At 44.7% G+C, this 18,415-nt stretch carries 9 protein-coding genes; 1 reads left to right on the forward strand and 8 read right to left on the reverse strand.

Annotated features, from left to right (window positions below; translation table 11 throughout):
* Positions 1-32: 32 nt before the first annotated feature.
* The 6 genes from hemE to JFC07_RS02870 all read right to left on the reverse strand — a co-directional run bounded on the left by hemE (position 33) and on the right by JFC07_RS02870 (position 8,993).
* Positions 33-1,169 (reverse strand): uroporphyrinogen decarboxylase, encoded by a 1,137-nt coding sequence (hemE, locus tag JFC07_RS02845; RefSeq protein WP_068404521.1) that lies wholly within the window; start codon positions 1,167-1,169, stop codon positions 33-35.
* Positions 1,170-1,378: 209 nt separating this feature from the next.
* The gene (gene proB, locus JFC07_RS02850) at positions 1,379-2,551 is read right to left on the reverse strand and encodes a glutamate 5-kinase (protein ID WP_068404522.1); all 1,173 of its coding nucleotides are present in this window, start codon (positions 2,549-2,551) and stop codon (positions 1,379-1,381) included.
* A 109-nt stretch (positions 2,552-2,660) separates the two neighbouring features.
* A complete protein-coding gene (gene cgtA, locus JFC07_RS02855) occupies positions 2,661-3,863 on the reverse strand; it encodes an Obg family GTPase CgtA (RefSeq protein ID WP_068404524.1) in 1,203 nt (400 codons plus the stop codon).
* Positions 3,864-4,184: 321 nt separating this feature from the next.
* Positions 4,185-5,630, reverse strand: coding sequence for a glyceraldehyde-3-phosphate dehydrogenase (locus JFC07_RS02860; RefSeq protein ID WP_191689675.1), 1,446 nt, complete (start codon positions 5,628-5,630; stop codon positions 4,185-4,187).
* 378 nt (positions 5,631-6,008) lie between these two features.
* On the reverse strand, positions 6,009-7,292 hold the full coding sequence (locus tag JFC07_RS02865) for a lipocalin family protein (protein WP_191689677.1): 1,284 nt from the start codon (positions 7,290-7,292) through the stop codon (positions 6,009-6,011).
* Between the two features lie 561 nt (positions 7,293-7,853).
* A complete protein-coding gene (locus tag JFC07_RS02870; RefSeq protein ID WP_198328084.1) occupies positions 7,854-8,993 on the reverse strand; it encodes an NUDIX domain-containing protein in 1,140 nt (379 codons plus the stop codon).
* Positions 8,994-9,199: 206 nt separating this feature from the next.
* Between JFC07_RS02870 and hemP the strand changes: the two genes are divergently transcribed.
* A complete protein-coding gene (hemP, locus tag JFC07_RS02875) occupies positions 9,200-9,358 on the forward strand; it encodes a hemin uptake protein HemP (protein WP_227672156.1) in 159 nt (52 codons plus the stop codon).
* A gap of 122 nt (positions 9,359-9,480) precedes the next feature.
* On the opposite strand, the gene JFC07_RS02880 is transcribed toward hemP, so the two are convergent.
* The gene (locus JFC07_RS02880; RefSeq protein WP_191689682.1) at positions 9,481-14,502 is read right to left on the reverse strand and encodes a translocation/assembly module TamB domain-containing protein; all 5,022 of its coding nucleotides are present in this window, start codon (positions 14,500-14,502) and stop codon (positions 9,481-9,483) included.
* 120 nt (positions 14,503-14,622) lie between these two features.
* Positions 14,623-18,189, reverse strand: coding sequence for an autotransporter assembly complex protein TamA (locus tag JFC07_RS02885; protein ID WP_198328085.1), 3,567 nt, complete (start codon positions 18,187-18,189; stop codon positions 14,623-14,625).
* Positions 18,190-18,415 lie beyond the last annotated feature (226 nt).

An 18,415-nucleotide genomic window follows, 5' to 3' on the forward strand; every position in this document is an offset into this window, starting at 1 on the left:
TTTTAATAATTAACGATATTAAATTTTATAACTTAAATTTTATAATCATGTACCGCATCGATAAAGACTTTGGCATTATCAGGATTGACCCACTGGGTAATACCGTGACCTAAGTTTGCCACATAGCCGGTTTTTTCGCCACTGGCGTAAGCGCTATCGAGCATCGCGTTGACTTCAGCACGGATAGTTGCAGGCGAGCCGTACAAGGTTGCGGGGTCTAAATTACCCTGAATGGCTTTGCTACTTTGTAGTTTTTTATGTTGCTTGGTCAATTGGCGCTGACTTTCTGTCAATACTTGACGGGCGCGATCAATAGGCATTGTCCAGTCTAAACCTAGCGCATCGGCCTCACTATCCGCTTGCACATCGAGCCACAATCCACCGCCTTTGGTAAATAGTACGACTGGGATTTCTGGATGACGTACCTTTAGCTCAGCGACAATACGCTTATTATAGGCATGCGAGAAATTCACAAACTGACGATGACCAAGCGCCCCGCCCCAGCTATCAAATATCTGCAAAATTTGTGCGCCAGCAACCACTTGCGCATCCAAATAATCAATCACTGACGTTGCCAATTTATCTAATAATTGATGTAAAAACTCCGGATTGCTATATAAGAAACCCTTGGTATAGCGATAATCTTTTGAGCTGCCGCCTTCAATCATATAAGTCGCTAGCGTCCAAGGGCTACCCGAAAAGCCGAATAACGGCACTTGTCCGTTTAGTGCTTTACGAATGCTCGTCACCGCGCGCATGACATAATCAAGCGAGTCATTCATATCGAGTACCGGCAATCTGTCTAAATCCGCTTGCGTACGAATCGGATGCTTAAACTTCGGACCCTCGCCCGTTTCAAAATACAGTCCTAGCCCCATGGCATCAGGAATGGTCAAAATATCACTAAATAAAATTGCGGCGTCCAAGTCATAACGGCGCAGCGGCTGCAAAGTGACTTCGGTCGCACGCGCCGTATCTTTACATAGGCTCATAAAATCACCGGCTTCGGCACGGGTGGCTTTATATTCTGGTAAATAACGGCCGGCTTGGCGCATCATCCATACGGGCGTGGTATCTATGGGCTCAAAGCGGAGTGCTCGTAGCAATCTATCGTTTTTTAAAGGCGCAAAGTTCTGCTCAAGCGCATGGTTACTGTCTGAAGCACTCATGTACAACTCTCCAAAACAGCCCTATATTCAATAAAATAAATAACAGGGCAAGATAAAATAAGTGAAAGAAAAGATTAATAAACGCTTATAACGCATAGATAGCGGCATTTAATCCTAAAAAGCTTCATAATGATTTGATATTAGCTTCTTTATATTAAATACCATTTACTATTAAGCTTTGAGAACACCTACCGATTAAAGGGGTATAACTACACGGTTAACGCTAAATTGTCGCGATGTACCATGACCACACGCTCTTCCTTGTTACCAAGGATTCTATCAAACTGCTCTGTACGCTCGCGAGCCACGCGGCAAGCGTCACGCGATGAGAAGTTCACTTGACCAACAGCGATACGCTCGCCCGTGTCTTGATTGACAATCTCTACCACATCACCTTCATCAAAATCACCGCGAACCTCGACGACGCCAACTGGCAATAAGCTCTTGTGATGTTCGACAACCGCTTTTGCAGCCCCAGCGTCTACAATGAGCGTGCCTGACATGCGCAAATGCGCCGCTAGCCACTGTTTACGAGCAATGATTTTATCGGCATCATTAGTAGTCAATAACGTACCGACCGCTTCGCCAGAAACCACACGCGTAATCACATCGTCGATAGCGCCACTGACAATAACCGTTGGACAGCCGCCCATGGCAGCTAAGCGTCCAGCACGGATTTTAGTCAGCATACCACCGCGACCAAGTTTACCGCCATCGCCAGCGATATCAAATAAGTAATCGGCCATCGCGCGCTCTTGACGAATCATTTTGGCATTCGGATTGTTACGCGGATTATCAGTAAAAACGCCTTCTTGATCGGTCAAAATAATGTATAAATCGGCATTGACCATCGCCGCCGCCATCGCGCCTAAGGTGTCATTATCGCCGAATTTAATCTCATCAATGGTAATGGTATCGTTTTCATTGATTACGGGCAGCACACGCCATTCTAATAACTGCGTCAATGCTCCCGTGGTATTTAAATAGCGACTACGATTAGACAAATCATCATGAGTTAATAATAGCTGCGAGCTTTGAATACCATGCTGAATCAATGCTGACCACCAGGTTTCAATCAAGCCCATCTGTCCGATGGACGCACAAGCTTGTAGCGCCGCCAGTTTCCTTGGGCGCTCGTCCAGATTCATCCGCACCACGCCTTCAGCAACCGCACCTGACGACACTAGCAATACTTCCACACCTTGCTTATGCAGTTTGGCAATCTGCTTTGCCCATTCGTAAATGGCAGTTCGATCAAGCCCTCGTCCATTATTGGTTAATAGCGATGAGCCAATCTTGACAATAACGCGCCGAATATCAAAGTTGCGAGCTTGCTTAACAAACCTTGCTTCTTCTGTCGTGTTCTCTATGTCAACTGCCATATAAACTCCTGTTGCTAGGGTAAATGAATTACGTGAATAATATTAGAACTGTACGCACACCTATTTAAAAAACGAAACATTAACTTTTGCCAATTTAACCTTAGATATATTAAGGAACGTATACCACTTCGACGCCATCGTCGAAATCGTCATCGTCGTCTAAATTGGTACCTTCACGCGCTGCTTTACGAGCCGCACGATAGGCTTCACGCTGCGCTTCGGTATTCAAACGAACTTCTGCTTCTAAGCGCTCAAAACGCTCTTTTTGGGCTTCAGCAAAAATCGGATCTTCGAGTTCACGCTCACGCTCGCGCTCGATCTCATTCATCAAATGGTACTTAATCGCATCAACGCCTTCACCGGTCAAGGTTGCGGTACGAAATACCATACCTGTCCAACCAAGCTCAGCCACAATATGGGTACAAAGCTCGTTTAAGTCTTCTTCGGCAACCTGATCAATTTTATTTAGCACCAAAATCTGTGGCAAATTGGCCAATTCAGGTGAAAAACGCTCAAGCTCATTTAAAATCACGCGCGCGTTTTCTACTGGGTCGCTGCCATCGATCGGTTTTACATCAACCAAGTGTAACAGACGGCGTGTACGAGCGACATGCTTTAAAAAACGAATGCCAAGTCCTGCGCCTTCTGACGCGCCTTCGATTAAACCCGGAATATCTGCCATCACAAATGAGCGGTGACGACCGATATCAACCACGCCTAAGTTTGGCACTAAGGTGGTAAAGGGATAATCGGCAACCTTAGGTTTGGCGGCAGATACCTGACGGATAAAGGTTGATTTACCCGCGTTAGGTAAACCAATCAGACCAACGTCAGCGACTACTTTTAGCTCAAACTTCAGCACCTTTAATTCGCCTTCAAAACCTGAAGTGGCTTTGCGCGGTGCTTGGTTGGTCGAGCTTTTAAAATGGGTATTACCCAGACCGCCGTCGCCGCCTTTGGCAATCAGTAGCGTTTGACCAATTTCAATCAAATCGCCTAATACTTCGTCGGTTTCGGTATCAACCACGGTCGTACCAATTGGAACTGGCAAATAAATATCGTCAGAGCCTTTACCTGAACAGTTCTTACTATGACCGTTTTCACCGCGCATGGCGTCATAACGACGGGTATAACGGTAGTCAACTAAGGTGTTGGTATTGTCATCGGCAATGACATAGACATCGCCGCCCTTACCGCCATCACCACCGTCAGGGCCACCACGTGGGACATACTTTTCTCGGCGAAAACTGGCGATTCCGTTACCACCGTCACCTGCTTTTACCGTTACGACGGCTTCATCAATAAATCGCATCTTTCGTTCCTTTATTTACCATCTCGTTTATCAACTTACAGTCAGCGACTGTATTTTAGATGGTAGCTATATGTTTGGTAGTTATGAATAACTTAAAAAAATATAAAATCTTCTTTAAAACGGCATTTACTAAAATGTCATACCACGCTTAGCATTTAGCATGACAACAACACCCGATAACCATTCGGACTATCGGGTGTTTGAATACTGCCGTTAATAATTTACACCGATTTATCTAGGATAAAACTTACTTTCGTCCCGCTATTTTGCCTTAGCATTTTATCTAAATACAAACGGCTAAGATAGCAGCTGTGCAAATTTTTACGCTGGAATTTGCGCATAGCTGATGCCAGCCATTTGCGTGGCCAAACGTAACACCTGCGTGCTATAGCCAACTTCGTTATCGTACCAAATATAAACTATAGCATGATTGTCTGTCAAAATCGTCGCTTGCGCATCGACGATACCGACATGCGTATCACCAACAAAATCAGTTGATACCGCTTCGGTAGAATCTGTATAAGCAATCTGAGTTTGCCACTGACTGCTATTAGACACTTTACGCATGAACTCATTTAACGCCTCGGCACTGGCTGGCGCCGTTTTAAGGTTTAAGTTCAAAATCGCTAAGCTGACGTTTGGCGTTGGTACACGAATCGCATTACCCGTCAATTTACCGCTAAGCTCTGGTAGGGCTTTACCGACCGCTTTTGCCGCGCCAGTACTGGTGATAACCATATTCAATACCGCGCTGCGGCCACGGCGATCAGCTTTATGATAATTATCAATTAAGTTTTGATCGTTGGTGAACGAGTGAATAGTTTCTACGTGACCGTTTTCGATACCGTATTCATCATTTAAGACTTTGAGCGTTGGGGTAATCGCGTTGGTGGTACAGCTCGCTGCACTGACGATAGTGTCATCGCCGACCGTATCGTTATTGACGCCATAAACGACGTTTTTAATATCACCACCAGCTGGTGCTGTTAATAATACTTTTTTCACACCAGTCGATTGTAAATGCTTGCCAAGACCGTCTTCATCTTTCCAAATACCAGTATTATCGATGACCAATGCATCGTTGATACCATAAGCCGTATAGTCAATCTCGCTTGGGTCTTTGGCATAAATAACTTGTACAAAGCGGCCATTGATGATCAAACCATTGTTTTCATCATCGACAACGACGCCACCAGCGAAGCTACCATGGATTGAATCGCGCTCAAGCAATGAAGCGCGCTTAGCCAGATCGCCCGCTGCTGCTGGACGCACCACAATGGCTTTTAGCTGTAAGCCTTTAGCGCTTGACGCTTGTGACAATAAAAGACGCGTTAAGATACGACCAATACGGCCAAAACCATATAGCACCACGTCCGTTGCGCCATTGCTAGCTGCATTGTCATTGTTAATAGACTCTAATACCGCTTGTAAATCACTGTCATTAGCAATCAATTGACCAACATCGATACGCGCCGCTTGGATGTCTTTATTCTCTGCAAGCGTTTTAACCATCGTTAAAGTATCCGCGACAGCGATAGGTTTAGCACCTTTATCACGTAGCGCGACTTTTTGATGCAATGCCAGTATTTGACCCACAGAGGTTGTATCTAGCGTATCACCAAACAATGTCACTTGCACATCTTGCTCATTATAAAGCTTATTTAATAAGCCCATAAGCTCGATGGCTTGTTGCTCTTGTTGGTTATAATTGCTCAAATGGTCTTGATGTAATTGGCGTAAGGTATCAGCGTTGCTCACGAGAAACATCCTTATGGTCAGTAATTAGGTAGCAGAAAAGTAGGAAGAAATATAAATAGATAGGTCATCATTGTTTAAATAACGATATTAAAACGGTCATGCTCGACTTTGGCGGTAGTGATTGGCAATAGTAACTATCACTAACTAGCGTCACAGTCTTTATCGTCACCGTCTTTAGATAAGGTAGATTTTAGCCTAAAACGCCCTATTTTGCTAGTGATAACCGAATTTGACGTACTTATCGCGTTTTTTAGCGCTTTATAAGTTACTGCATAAAACTAAAGGCAGCTTGCATTGCTGCTCTATTGTCAATTATCGATAAATCAAACAAAAATATGATAATTATAAAATACTTATATGGTTATGCCATGTATGGTTATGAAAAACTTAAGGAACCAACTTTACCGTCTGATTGGTCTGCGGGGTAAGTTTAAATTCTTTTAAATCGTAGCCCTGCTTTTGGGCAATTTGGCGATATTTTGCATAGGTCTCTTGGCTAACATTCGGCGAACGAGCCAGTAACCATAAATATTCTTTATCTGGCGTGCCAACCAATGCCGTTTTGTAATCTGCGTCACGCGCCAGTACCCAATAATCGGCGCGGCCAACAGGCACCCAGCGAATCCATGACGGCAAAAAAGTAACCTTTAATTTACTACCCGAAGCATCAGCGGGTTTAGCTAGACCTTCTGCGGTAATGGCTGAACCATCTTGCGCTTTGCATTGATTAATCACCTTAATGCCTGAACCGTCAGTTTTTTCAACATACGTCGCAGTCACATCACTGGCACAGTTGCGCTGAAAATACATCGGCAAGCGCCCTATCTCGTACCAAGTACCAGCGTATTTTTTGAGATCAACGCTATCAACTGTAGTTGGAACGCTAGCAGATTTATGGATAATTGCATTTGGCTTAATGGATAAGGTTTCTGTGCTGGTTTTATCCGTCGTTACATTAGCGGTCACAGTAGCTTTAGCCGCGGTATTGACGGGCGGCGTCGCTGCATAGGCTGAGAACGCAGCCAATGGGATAATAATTGCTAGAGCAATACCTGTATGCTTGATAAGTCCATTCATAAATATACGCTCTGGTATTGTTGGTAAACCCATATCTTCATTGCCGTCATCTGCATCGACAGCTTCAGCAGTAATAGACTTATTGGATTTAGTATTGCCATTTAAGCTTTTCGCTGAGATGTCTACAGCAGCATCAATATTGATATCGGTAGTATTGATATCAGTAGTTTTTTGCACTTTCTTATAAGCAGGCGCTTTTTTGTATCCACCGCCATCTTGAAAACTGCGGCTTTGCAAATCTTGAGTGCTTTTAAAACTTGTATTATAGTTATTTTGATCGTGATCGCTGCTATCAATCAATACAGACTTTGCGGCTTTAGGCGCGTTTTGTCCAATCTTTTTATAGACGAATTCATTATCTGTTGCTGGTGCCTTTAGGGCGACATCGTCTACTGGCATATCGTTCGCGCTATCATTGTGATAGTTAGCGTCATTGCTGGCATCACTCGATTGTGACGTATTATCTGTCTTGCGATAACCTTTTTTTAAATAGTTTTTATCAAGATAATGCTGACTTGATTTAGTCTGCTGTGATTGAGAACCAGCTGCCTGCGAATCAGGCCATGCTGACTTAGGTAACTTATTGGTTTTCATAGGAGTACCATTTATTAATAGTGTTAGTTAAAATTTTTCATTTATCAAATTTTATAGCGATTAACTCAGTATAAATAATGCTCAACAATCACTTCAAATACAAAAGACAGATGAGTGAAAATTAAATACTGGATTACTTATGTTTACTATACCTTTCAGTGGCGCTGTGATGAATAAAATCACGATAGATAAGAAGTGGTTGGATAGCAATTGGTTAAATAGCAAGTGATTGGATAAAAAGTTGCTAGATGAATCGCCCTTAACAAACTGATTTTGCGCCCTTTAGTAATTTGCAGGTTTATAGTAATGGCAAAGGGCTAAGCAAAACAGTGTAGCAATGTAGGAAAACGCAACGGTTTGTAAGTAATTCTGTATTTATGCCATACAAGCAATACATGGTTACCTTGTGTAAAAATAGATTTAAAATCAGTGGTTTGCCCCCATTAAACCTCACTCTTATATGGCCTTACATTTGCTTTCAGTTTTTGATTTACCTTTCATATTTTGGTTAATTATTGGCTGCGAATATACGCAAAAATAATATAAATACCATGTTAAAAATTACCGCAAAAATCGTCGGATACCAGCAACAGCAATGCCGCCATACTGCTCTGCTTGAGCCCTCATTGCTGGCGATAAACCACCTAAGCCAATCACTGGTATATCGGCTAATTCTGCTAATATCGACCACGCTTGCCAGCCAAGTGGCTCGACATCAGGATGGGTTTGGGTTGCTAAAACTGGTGATATAAAAATACCGATAACGGGTGGTAATTGTTGCTCTAAACGTCTATGCGCCAACTTATTAGCGGCAGCGACACTTTCGGCGTCGTGGCAGCTAATGATTAATGGATAGTTTAATAAATGGTTTGTAGATAGAACGTCGTACGGTATATGGTTATTCTGATAAACAGCGTTATCAATATCGCTTAAGCCGCGTATAAGTTGTGTTTGGGTTAACTGCTTTGCGACGATTTGGTGGTTTATAGCTTGCTTATGTGCTTGGTCGCTTTCAAATTCAGCTGGTACAATCGCCTGTATATCTGCACGCAAGCGTAATAGCTGCGCTATATTATTATCTGCATCCATGGCTTTTGGACGGACATAAACCCAAGCATCATGCGCCAAATGCGCTGCATGAAATTGTAGCCAAGCTGCTGCTGGATCAGCCGCGTCGTTAAAGTGTGCCAATGGATAAGTAATTGCTATCTGTTGTGGTAAGCGCAACCATGCAAGAACGGTTTTATTAGCGGCTGGCAGTTGATAATCTCCTGCCATTAACTTCGATTTATCTACCCAAGTTAATGCTTGACCCTCCAATCCCTGCTGGCAATGTTTATGCTGTTCATACTGCTGCGCACTTAGTGCTACCTTGTAAACCTGCAAACATACCTGCTTATCGCCATAATCATGATGCAGCCGACCGAGTTTCACTGCAGTATTATTTGCGATATCAATACCTATTTCTTCAGCGACTTCGCGTATCAGCGCTTGTTGAATGGTTTCATTAGTATCTATCTTGCCGCCTACAAACTCATAACGATTACCTTGATGCTGCGATGCATTTCTAAAACCGAGCAAATACTGATGCTGATAATAAATGACCGCCACCGCAACATTGACGATTTTTAGCGGTTTATGGGCACTTGCCTCATTTTTAGCGAACAAATTTTCGCTTGAATCCTCTACATGACTGCGCATTCTATTGCCCTTTATAATGGTACGATTGTTTTGACTTATAGCGTTTGTAAATGCTGCTTTATATAAGTTTACATAATAACTGTGATTTATTTTATCAAATAGCTTGCAAAAGCTTTCAATGTAAATGATAATTATTATCGTTAATAACTTACTTTACCCCACTGCCTTATCTTTAATTATTTTATCAAAAGGAATTTACTATGAGCATGGTCATCTCTCGTTATTTAAACTGCCGCGAAAACCGCTTGCCTACGCTGCAATCACAGCACCTATTTGCGCTAACCAAAGAAGTGCGTATCGAGCACGAAGGCGAAGAATATCGCTTACGCTTAACGCGCAATAACCGCTTAATTTTGACCAAATAAATCAACTGCTCACCGCATAAAAAAACGCCTTTTGATAAAGGCGTTTTTTATTGCATTAAATGAACCACTAACAAGCGACTTAAAAATCGACAGTATAGTAAAGCTATTAAAAGCTTAAGTGCTTAGAACTGCCAACTATAAACCACATCGACCGCGTTTTCCGCCGCTGAAGTTGCTTCGACATAAATGCGGCGCGTTAGCTGATAACGGATAGATAGGCTATTTTGTGCATTAAACACCCCGACTCCGTAGCGAATATACAAATCAGGGGTCACATAACCAGTAACGTTGACGTTGGTGTCATCACTACTGCCTGATGCATCAACGGTTAGGCTTTGGAAGCCAAACGCTTGACCTATCTGATTGGTCAGATTGCGCGTGCCACTCAGCCCAAAGCTTAGTCCCGCCGCCGCAAGGTTATTAGTCACCTGCGATTTAAAGCCTTGCTCACTGATTTGCGTCGCGCTCTTATTATTAATACGGCCCGTTATCAAGGCATTCATCGCTTGCTGCTGGGTTAAGCCAGCATTGTTAAAGACGATAATATTTGGATTTTCTGTATTGCCTTTAACGCGTACGCCGACGGTCTTACCGCTGATGGTTTTAACCGCCTCAATGCTCAGATTTGGTTTCATCACGTCGCCATTAAAACGCACCTGACCGTAATTCAGCTCTAAGCTCTGACCAAAAATATTGACATTGGTACGGCGAGAAACCTGCACGACGCCTTTGGCGCGCATAACGCCTGTGCCATTTTGGGTGACATTAATCGCCCCTGCTAACGGAATCACTGCACCAAAACCGCGGAAATTGATGTCATCGCCCAAGTCAATACCGATGTCGGCATTGATTGACCAAGGTTTTGAAATCGCTAAAACCTCATCAATATTACCAATCAAACGGCGATCAAGCACTACCGCATCTTCGGTTTGGGTAATGATATCTTCACTGGCTTCTGGTGGACGAATGGTCGCTGACGGCACACTGACCGCGCCAGTAATATTGACATAACGGTCACCCGGACGCACGATAATGTCGATATCAGGGTTAATCTCAGCCAACAATAATGGCGGCTGAGTCAATACCAAACGCTCGCCAATGATGCTGAGCTTAGCTTGCAGTTTTTGTTGCCAATTTACCGTACCAGTCAGCTTGCCCGTACCGGTACCACTATTAAAAGTGCCGTCGATATTCGCCTGCGTACCACGAATTTTGGCATCGACATTGACTTTTCTTAAGTTGATAGGTAAATCTAGCATCGCAATACGGCCATCTGCCAATTTCACATCGCCATAAAACTGCGGTTTATCGAGCGTCCCACCCAAACCACCTGCCATAGTAATATTGCCTTCGAGCACGCGCATACCGGGGAAGAAAGGCTTAAATACTGCTAAATTCAACTCATTGAGCACCAGCGCACCCGAGATAGGTTTCGGTGTTTTATAAGGGTCAACGATGACCTCAGCATAGCCACGCGCACCGCGACCAGTATTGATATCCGTGCGCAGTTTGATGCCTTCAGGGACCGACAAAGCAATGACCGACACACGCTTATAAGGCAAGGTAACCGGCTGACTATCGCCATCTTGCATTAAGCCGATTTTGCCGTTGTCAGAATACAGCGTGGTATTGATCGTCGGCGGACGACCACGTTGCCAACCGACGATGGCTTTACCATTAATTTTCGCTTGCCAATCGATATCTTTGGGTAAAAAGACCGAGAATAGTGAAGTATCCAAGTTTTGTACCGCTAAATTGACTTGACCTGCCGCTGGTGAAGCAATGAGATTCTCACGCAAACACAGCTTGCCCGTTTGGTCGGTCGCCTGCCAACAGTGGGCGGCAAGCTGCACTTTTAAGTCGGTAGAGTTATTGCCCTGCTTTTTGGGTAAATTGACAATCAACTGCGCAGGTTGTAGTTGGTTTAACGTCGCATATTTTGATTTGATACGTCCTTTACCAATCACCCCTGACCAACTGAGCTTATCGCGATTAAAACCACCCTTGAGCCGAGCGGCGATAGCAAGTTCATCATTTGCCACTTCAAGATTGACCACATGCGCCTGCTCAGTGCCATTAAAAGTCGCATTGACCTTTTTAAAGCTCTGACCTGCCGCATCCAAACCTTCGGCGCTAATAATAAGCTGGCTTGGGCTATTGGCCAAATTGACGAGCTTACCGCGGATACGTCCTTGACGCAAAATAAAGCCCGGTAGCGCTAGTCGCTCACCAACCAAGTCAATATAAATCGTGGGCAGCGCCTGTCCTGCCGGCTGCGACAAGGTTGCGCCGCCCGTCACTTTACCAGCAAGCTTATCTGATAGCTGGTCAAGACTGGTGATATTAATCTTAGCTTGTAGCTGCTTTGCGTTACCATTGGCAGTAAGATAATTATCGCCCCAACGTAGCACCAAATTATTGGCATTTAAGCTATCGATTAGCGCATTAACTTGCTGATACTGTGCCTGTGCATCCTGTGCTTGTAAGCGTTTAAAATAACTGCCCAAGTCTTTTGGTAGGCGCAGCTTCGCCACCAGACTACCTTTGGCACTGAGCGGCTGGCCTTTTAGCACGCCACTTAGGTTAACTTGTTTGATATTAACGATTTGCTGATTGTCACCCCAGCGCCCATCGGTATCAATAGTGCCAGTGATGGTACTTGGGATATCTTTAAAGAAATAACCCAAGTTAAAGCGATTCATCACCGCCTTAACATTCCAAGCGATACCTTTACGCACATCGACCGTACCATTAGCATCGATACTACCTGCGGCGCCGACATGGCGGAAACGCTTGATACGAATCAGCTGTGCGTCACCACTGGCGTCAATGCTAAGTTTACCGGCTGGCAGTTGCTCAGCATCTAATACACCATCAAATTTCACCGCAAAGTTTTTCAGCTTACCCTTTGCGTTAGAATTAGTATTGGCTTGGTTCTTTGGCGGCGTTTGCCACACGCCGCTGGTTTTTAAATCACCAGTGATAATGGCGGCATTATTGGGTAAAAAATAGCCAAGGTTAAATTTGTCAAAGCGGCCATCGACCGTCCAGCCAATGTTTTGACGTAAGTCAATGACACCGTTCGCTTTTACTGCGCCGGCTTCACCGTTATAGTTGAGTTTACGAATACGAATCAGCTTTGGCGTACCAGCAGCATCAATCGATAAGCTGCCCTTTGGTACGTCAGCGGAATCAATATGACCATCAAAACGAGCATCAAAAACAGACAGCTCGCCGCCGATAATATCAACGCTAGCATCACCGCTGCCCGTGATACCAATAGCGCGGCTATCTTGACTGGCATCAAGGTTTGCTTTTAAATCGGTATTAGTAAAACTAATAATATGGCGCTGACCTTTGACACGGTTTTTACTGATATTGAGCATACGCCCGCGCGCATTGATATGCCCTGTTAAGCGCTCAAGCGGTAAGTCACTACGATATTTTTTGGGTAATAAGCCATTGGTACGCGCATCAATTTGCCACGTTAGCGGGTGTTTTTTACTGGCCAGTTGAATCTGCCCTGTACCAGATAGGTCGCCTACTATACCTTTGTAATTAAGACGGTTGATATTAATCACGTCGCCGGCTTTACGCACGCGCACATCATAGTTGCCTTTAGGGGCGGCATTTAACTCATTAATCACCGCTTTGCCATCGACCGATAAATTCGAGCCGCGGATAATAACATTGGCTTGTCCGCTTGGACTGTCGACATTACCGATATTTGGCAGATTGCGGCGTACCAGATTTTGCCACTTGGCATCGATATACCAAGGCGTGACTTGCTTAGAATTGGCGCTGCGACCACGAGCAGGCGTTTTGCCACGCACGATATTGGCATTGAGATGCTCACCATCGCGCTGACGCAAATCTGCATCCATCTCTAGATTGCCATTTTTATTTTTATGCTGATAACGTACCGATAAACGACCATTGAGCTTTTGCGGCGCATAGGGTTTAAAGTCGGCATATTCAGCTGGAATCGCCTGTCGAATATCAAAATTACTGCCTGTGGCGCGGACTACCGCATCAAAACTCTCTTTCCAGTCCAAAATACCTTGCAATGTCAAATTGCCTGCTGGTACTTGCGCATCCAAACGATCAACGCGCAGCTGACTGTTGGCGATAATACCGCGACCTTGATAGTGACCCGATGGGATATCTTTAGCGGTCAGCTCGGTATTGATACGCAGACGTATCTCCGAGATGACGCCCGACGCGGTCGCCATGCCGCTTTTTAGGTGGATATTTTGGCTATCGGCATAAGGAATTAAAATATCGTCCCATTTAAGTTTCGCTTGAAACGGCGAACCTTCATCTAGGCCCTGCACCACGAAATCACCGCTGACATCGCTGTCGTTATAACGGCTACGGACTTTACCAACGGTACGTTTTAGCGTACCGGTTGCGGTGATATTTAAAGGGTCGATATAGGCTTTTTCTAACGCACTTACCTCGACAATTCCGCTCAAATCTAAAGGATAGTCGCCTTGTAAATCTGCCTGACCTTTTAAAGCGCTGACTTTTACAATATCCGCATACTGCAATTTGCCGCGCCCGACGTTCACCACGCTACCAACCCAAGTCAAATCTCGCGCTTCGATATCATGCACAACGATAGGGTCTTTGGTGACTTGTTTATAAATAATGGTTTTTATTTTTGCTTGATCAAAGCGCAAATTGACTGGCAAGCTAAGCGTTCGATAATCAAACGGCTCGCCCGTAGGTGGCTTATTATTGATAATCTCAATGGTTTGAATGTCGGCATCGCGTAGATGCACTTCTTTGGCAAATACCGCGCGCCAGCCTATTTTGACATAAGCTTTATCGACCAATATCTCAAGGTCTTCGGTAGCGTTGATATCGATATCGCTGACCCAAATACCATCGCGCAGATTACCCCGACCGTATTTAAACTTAACCCCCGTCTCGGCACTGATTTTTTCTAAAATGAACTTTGTGCCTGACTCAGTACCGACCGCATATAAAAATATGGCGAACATAATCGCCAGTACAATCAAAATAAGAACCGTTAATTTGAGCAAAAAAGACAGGGGAAACCAACGTCTAACAGCGCGGGCATCGCGCTGTGCTGGATCTTCATCCGAGGGCTTATTTGGCGGGGTATTTTTGGTCAACATGACACTCAGCTATGTTAAAGAAGGATTACCAGCAAGCGCTAGAATGAAAAATAAGGCGGTTTTTGGGTTTTTATCAAGACTGCTATAAGCACTCGTGTTAGGCGTACTTATAGCAGCCATTTATAAAGGCGACCCGATAAACAGATGCAGTCTAACAGGGATGCTATCTTCCGTCACGCCAGCAGCAACATCGACACGTACCACACCAACCGGCGACGCCCAGCGGATACCGACGCCGACGCCAACTTTGGTGTCAGTTTCAAAATCTTTGTCATAGGCATTACCGACATCGGTAAAGACTGCGCCGCGGAAACCTGGTTTAAACTCATAGTTATATTCCGCGCTGCCGACTGCCAGGATTTGTCCGCCGGTAAGATAGCCTTTCTCAATCGGTGATAGGCTTTCGTAATCATAACCGCGAATACTTTGATCGCCGCCAGCAAAGAAGCGCAGTTTATAAGGCACTTCGTAAAAATCATCTGCCCAGATATAACCGGTATTTAAACTGCCCAGCACTTGGTGTTTATCGTCAGCCCCGAAGCTATAAAGACCGCTCACACCCGCGCGTAAAATTGCCATATCGGTATCACTTAGCAGACTTTCTGAACCTGCTTCAAGCGCATAATACTGACGGAACCCGCGGGTAGGATTGGCAGCATTATCGACGTCTGTTTTGCTCATGCCATAACCAAATAATAGGGCGTGCTGCGTCGGTTTCGAGGAAGTAAAACGTACTGGCAGATTGTCTAATTCTTCCTCATCGACGCCAGTTTCTAACTCATCTAAACGGTAGCGCAGAGAGTAGCTACGATCCCAGCCGTTTTCACGGCGGATATTACGCGCCAATGCTGCTTTTAAGGTTCGGGTAGATAAGTCAAAATTACCTTCGCCTTGATCGATAACCTCTTCTTCGTAGGTCAAACGGGCATCCAACTTATCGTTTAGCGGATGCTTCCATGGTCGACTGCCATACACGGCGACATTTTTGGTAATGCGCGAAACTTCGGTTTCCGCCCCTGCTTGATAGCCTTTACGATTGATCAAATTATAATCTATCTTGGCAGTGGCGCGCACCCCAGTATCAGTACCATAACCGAGACCGACTTGGGCATCACGTGGTTTGTTTGCCGAAACAAAGACGTACAGCGGTACTTTTTTGTTTTCTAACACGTCCTGCGGGGTTTTGCGTCCAGCAAGCGTTGGCGGGACGAAGTTTTCATCGGCAAGGATATTTTCTTCATCAGGGAAGATTTTTTGTGCGACATTACTGATAGAGTCGCTGATTTTACCCAAAATACTAGTGGCTTTTTGGTCTTTTTCATCCAAGACGCGATCATCCGGCAAACGGCTTAAACGTTCAGCTTTTTGTCTAATGGCTTGCAGTTTACTCAAGGTTTCTTCATCGGCTTCAAACTCGATGGCAGCGATATCGGCTGGATTGACCGTCTCACCGCTGATAGCGTAACGCTCAGCGTCATTTTCGGCTTTGACTGCCTCATCTTGCTCGATATTATTGCTATCGAAGTCGCCATCGGTAGTCTCAGTACTACTGCTATTAGGCGTATTATCAAAGGCTAAAGTACTGCTTTCTGTACGCTCGTCTGGCGGCAAAATCGTCTCGACGTTGACAGTATTAAAATAGCGGGTCGCCGATAAATCGTTACTAAACTTGGTCACGGCCGGACGATAAAATGGCTCGCCTTCTTCAAAGCCGACCAGCTGCTTTAATAACGACAATTCAACCGGTAGCTTTTCAGGATCGCGGGTTAGCGTACCCGACTCTTGATCATAAGTAAAAAACACCACTTCATCAAACTTGTAACGATCACCCGTATTGTAAACCAGCGACACATCGGCGGTATTGTCAGGCAAGATAATATCGACCGATTTGTTGAGCCAATATTGATCAAAATAACCGTAGGTATCACTGAGGGTCTCAAGCGCCGCCTTACTGTCTTTATAAACGCGGTGATTAAAAATATCGCCCTCTTGTGGCGGTAGGTCTTTTTCTAACTTGGCAAATTCTTCTTGCTCGCTGCCCTCGCCGCGAATGTCAACAATGCGGCTATCAACGCGTACCGGCTCACCCAACTTTTCAATAATGACATCAATGGTATCGGTAGTTGGCTGACGCAAACGTAGGGTTACATCATAGTAGCCAACGGCTTTGGCAGCATCTAAGGCGCTCTGGCGTAGACGCGGCAGCGCAGCAGTGAAATCAACCACAGACTGCACGGTAGTGTCATCAATAGCGGCTTTGATATTCTTAAAGGGCTGAATATCATCGTCAGCTTTGGTTAATGTTGGCCTCGTGTTTCTCGTGCTGTTTTGAGCGTTGTTTTTGCTATTATCGTTTAAATTATCTGCTGCGGCTTGTTGCAAATAAATCGTCGTCTCAACATGCGGTAGGGTGACGACGCCACCTTTAAAAAAGCGATTATAAAGGCGCTTAACAATATTGCCTTTTTTATTACGTGCTATCGGTTTGGGTTTTGCCGCTTGTTCGATACTTTCTTTTACCGCATTGACATCGTTTTCATAGTTAGGCAAATAATCATCAGGATTGATGCTGTCCGACTGGGCATTTGCTATACCATTATCTATGTCCACACTGGTTGTGCTATCGCCAGTGCCACTAGCAACCGAGTCGCTGACGTCCATAGGACGTGACATCACGTTATCTGTCTCTGCCTGCTTAGCAGCGGCCTCATTTCTGCCTAAGGTTTCAAGATTGCTCGGTGCTGGTAAATTGGTAGCCTCTAAACTCACATCGAGCCCAATTGGCGGCGTGCTATCGTCTAACCTTGCAACAGGCGCATCAAATGCGCCATCTAAAGCTTGAAAGTCATTGTCGTCATAACGCATGCCATCGATATTATTAACGGCATTACTTTGAGTGATATTGCCGATATCTTGAGCGTTTTGCTTATCCATCGCCGCCAGCTCGCGATCAATCTCGTCAGGCGTCATCATCTGATAGCCTTGTTGCTGCACGCTATTAACTTGCTGCTCTAAGTTTTCATTGCTGTCAAATGCTTGGTTGTTGCCTAGACTATCTATGCCATTACCGATAGCACTAGCAAAGTCATTAATACTATCGATATCATTATTTGATAACTGGGACTTATCCGTGGTATTTGCTTGCGTGGTGGCGTTTTTGTTAGGATTTTTAATACCTAAGTTCTGCTCGCTATAATCATCCAATACCGATTGATCGATAATACCTTCTTCAACGGCTTTTTTTAGACGTAAGGCGTCCAAAGCAATATCAAGCTGGCTGTCTTCATAAGCATCTTTAGAAAGTGCTCGTTTAGACGAGGACTGAGCCGAAGAATTGGAAGGCGGTTTTGGCGTTGGTAGCTGCGATTGTCGTTGCGGCTGTGCAGTGGTCGCATCATTGCCACTATTTTTGATAAGTTGGCTGCTGCTTGCATTATTGGCCGTATTATTATTTGAATCAGTGGCGGCAAAAGCACTAGGCGCGATAGCAACACTGACCCCAAAACCAACCAAACTGGTGGTCAATGCCCGAAATAGTGCCGTACGCGTAAAATAAACACGAGGGTTATCCATAGGATTTATATGAGTAGGATGAGCAAATTTAGCCGAACACAGCGGCGCATTTGACGCAGCAGCATGCGGTATCCCCGATGAGTGGCGCGCTAGAGTTGAAGGCTGGTGTTTCATATTGATTTCCTATCACCTCACGCGGCACAAGTGACGGTCGATGGCAATCGCCTCGTCTTACCGGTGAATAAACGTAGAACAGTTCGCTGACATTAAAGGTTTGGACGGCTAAAATTTACAAATCATAACTTAGTTAATTCTCAAATCATAGCACTGTGCGCATGTATTTTTACCAAAGCCTTGCTATTATACGGCGTAACATAGATAAAACCTATGCTATATTTCG

Origin of the sequence: Psychrobacter faecalis (assembly GCF_016107575.1) — a bacterium.
GTDB lineage: Bacteria > Pseudomonadota > Gammaproteobacteria > Pseudomonadales > Moraxellaceae > Psychrobacter > Psychrobacter faecalis.

Excerpts from the sequence above, each read along its gene's own strand:
- hemE (WP_068404521.1), bottom strand. The coding sequence starts at position 1,169 with ATGAGTGCTTCAGACAGTAACCATGCGCTTGAGCAGAACTTTGCGCCT.
- proB (WP_068404522.1), bottom strand. The coding sequence starts at position 2,551 with ATGGCAGTTGACATAGAGAACACGACAGAAGAAGCAAGGTTTGTTAAG.
- cgtA (WP_068404524.1), bottom strand. The coding sequence starts at position 3,863 with ATGCGATTTATTGATGAAGCCGTCGTAACGGTAAAAGCAGGTGACGGT.
- JFC07_RS02860 (WP_191689675.1), bottom strand. The coding sequence starts at position 5,630 with ATGTTTCTCGTGAGCAACGCTGATACCTTACGCCAATTACATCAAGAC.
- JFC07_RS02865 (WP_191689677.1), bottom strand. The coding sequence starts at position 7,292 with ATGAAAACCAATAAGTTACCTAAGTCAGCATGGCCTGATTCGCAGGCA.
- JFC07_RS02870 (WP_198328084.1), bottom strand. The coding sequence starts at position 8,993 with ATGCGCAGTCATGTAGAGGATTCAAGCGAAAATTTGTTCGCTAAAAAT.
- hemP (WP_227672156.1), top strand. The coding sequence starts at position 9,200 with ATGGTCATCTCTCGTTATTTAAACTGCCGCGAAAACCGCTTGCCTACG.
- JFC07_RS02880 (WP_191689682.1), bottom strand. The coding sequence starts at position 14,502 with ATGTTGACCAAAAATACCCCGCCAAATAAGCCCTCGGATGAAGATCCA.
- JFC07_RS02885 (WP_198328085.1), bottom strand. The coding sequence starts at position 18,189 with ATGAAACACCAGCCTTCAACTCTAGCGCGCCACTCATCGGGGATACCG.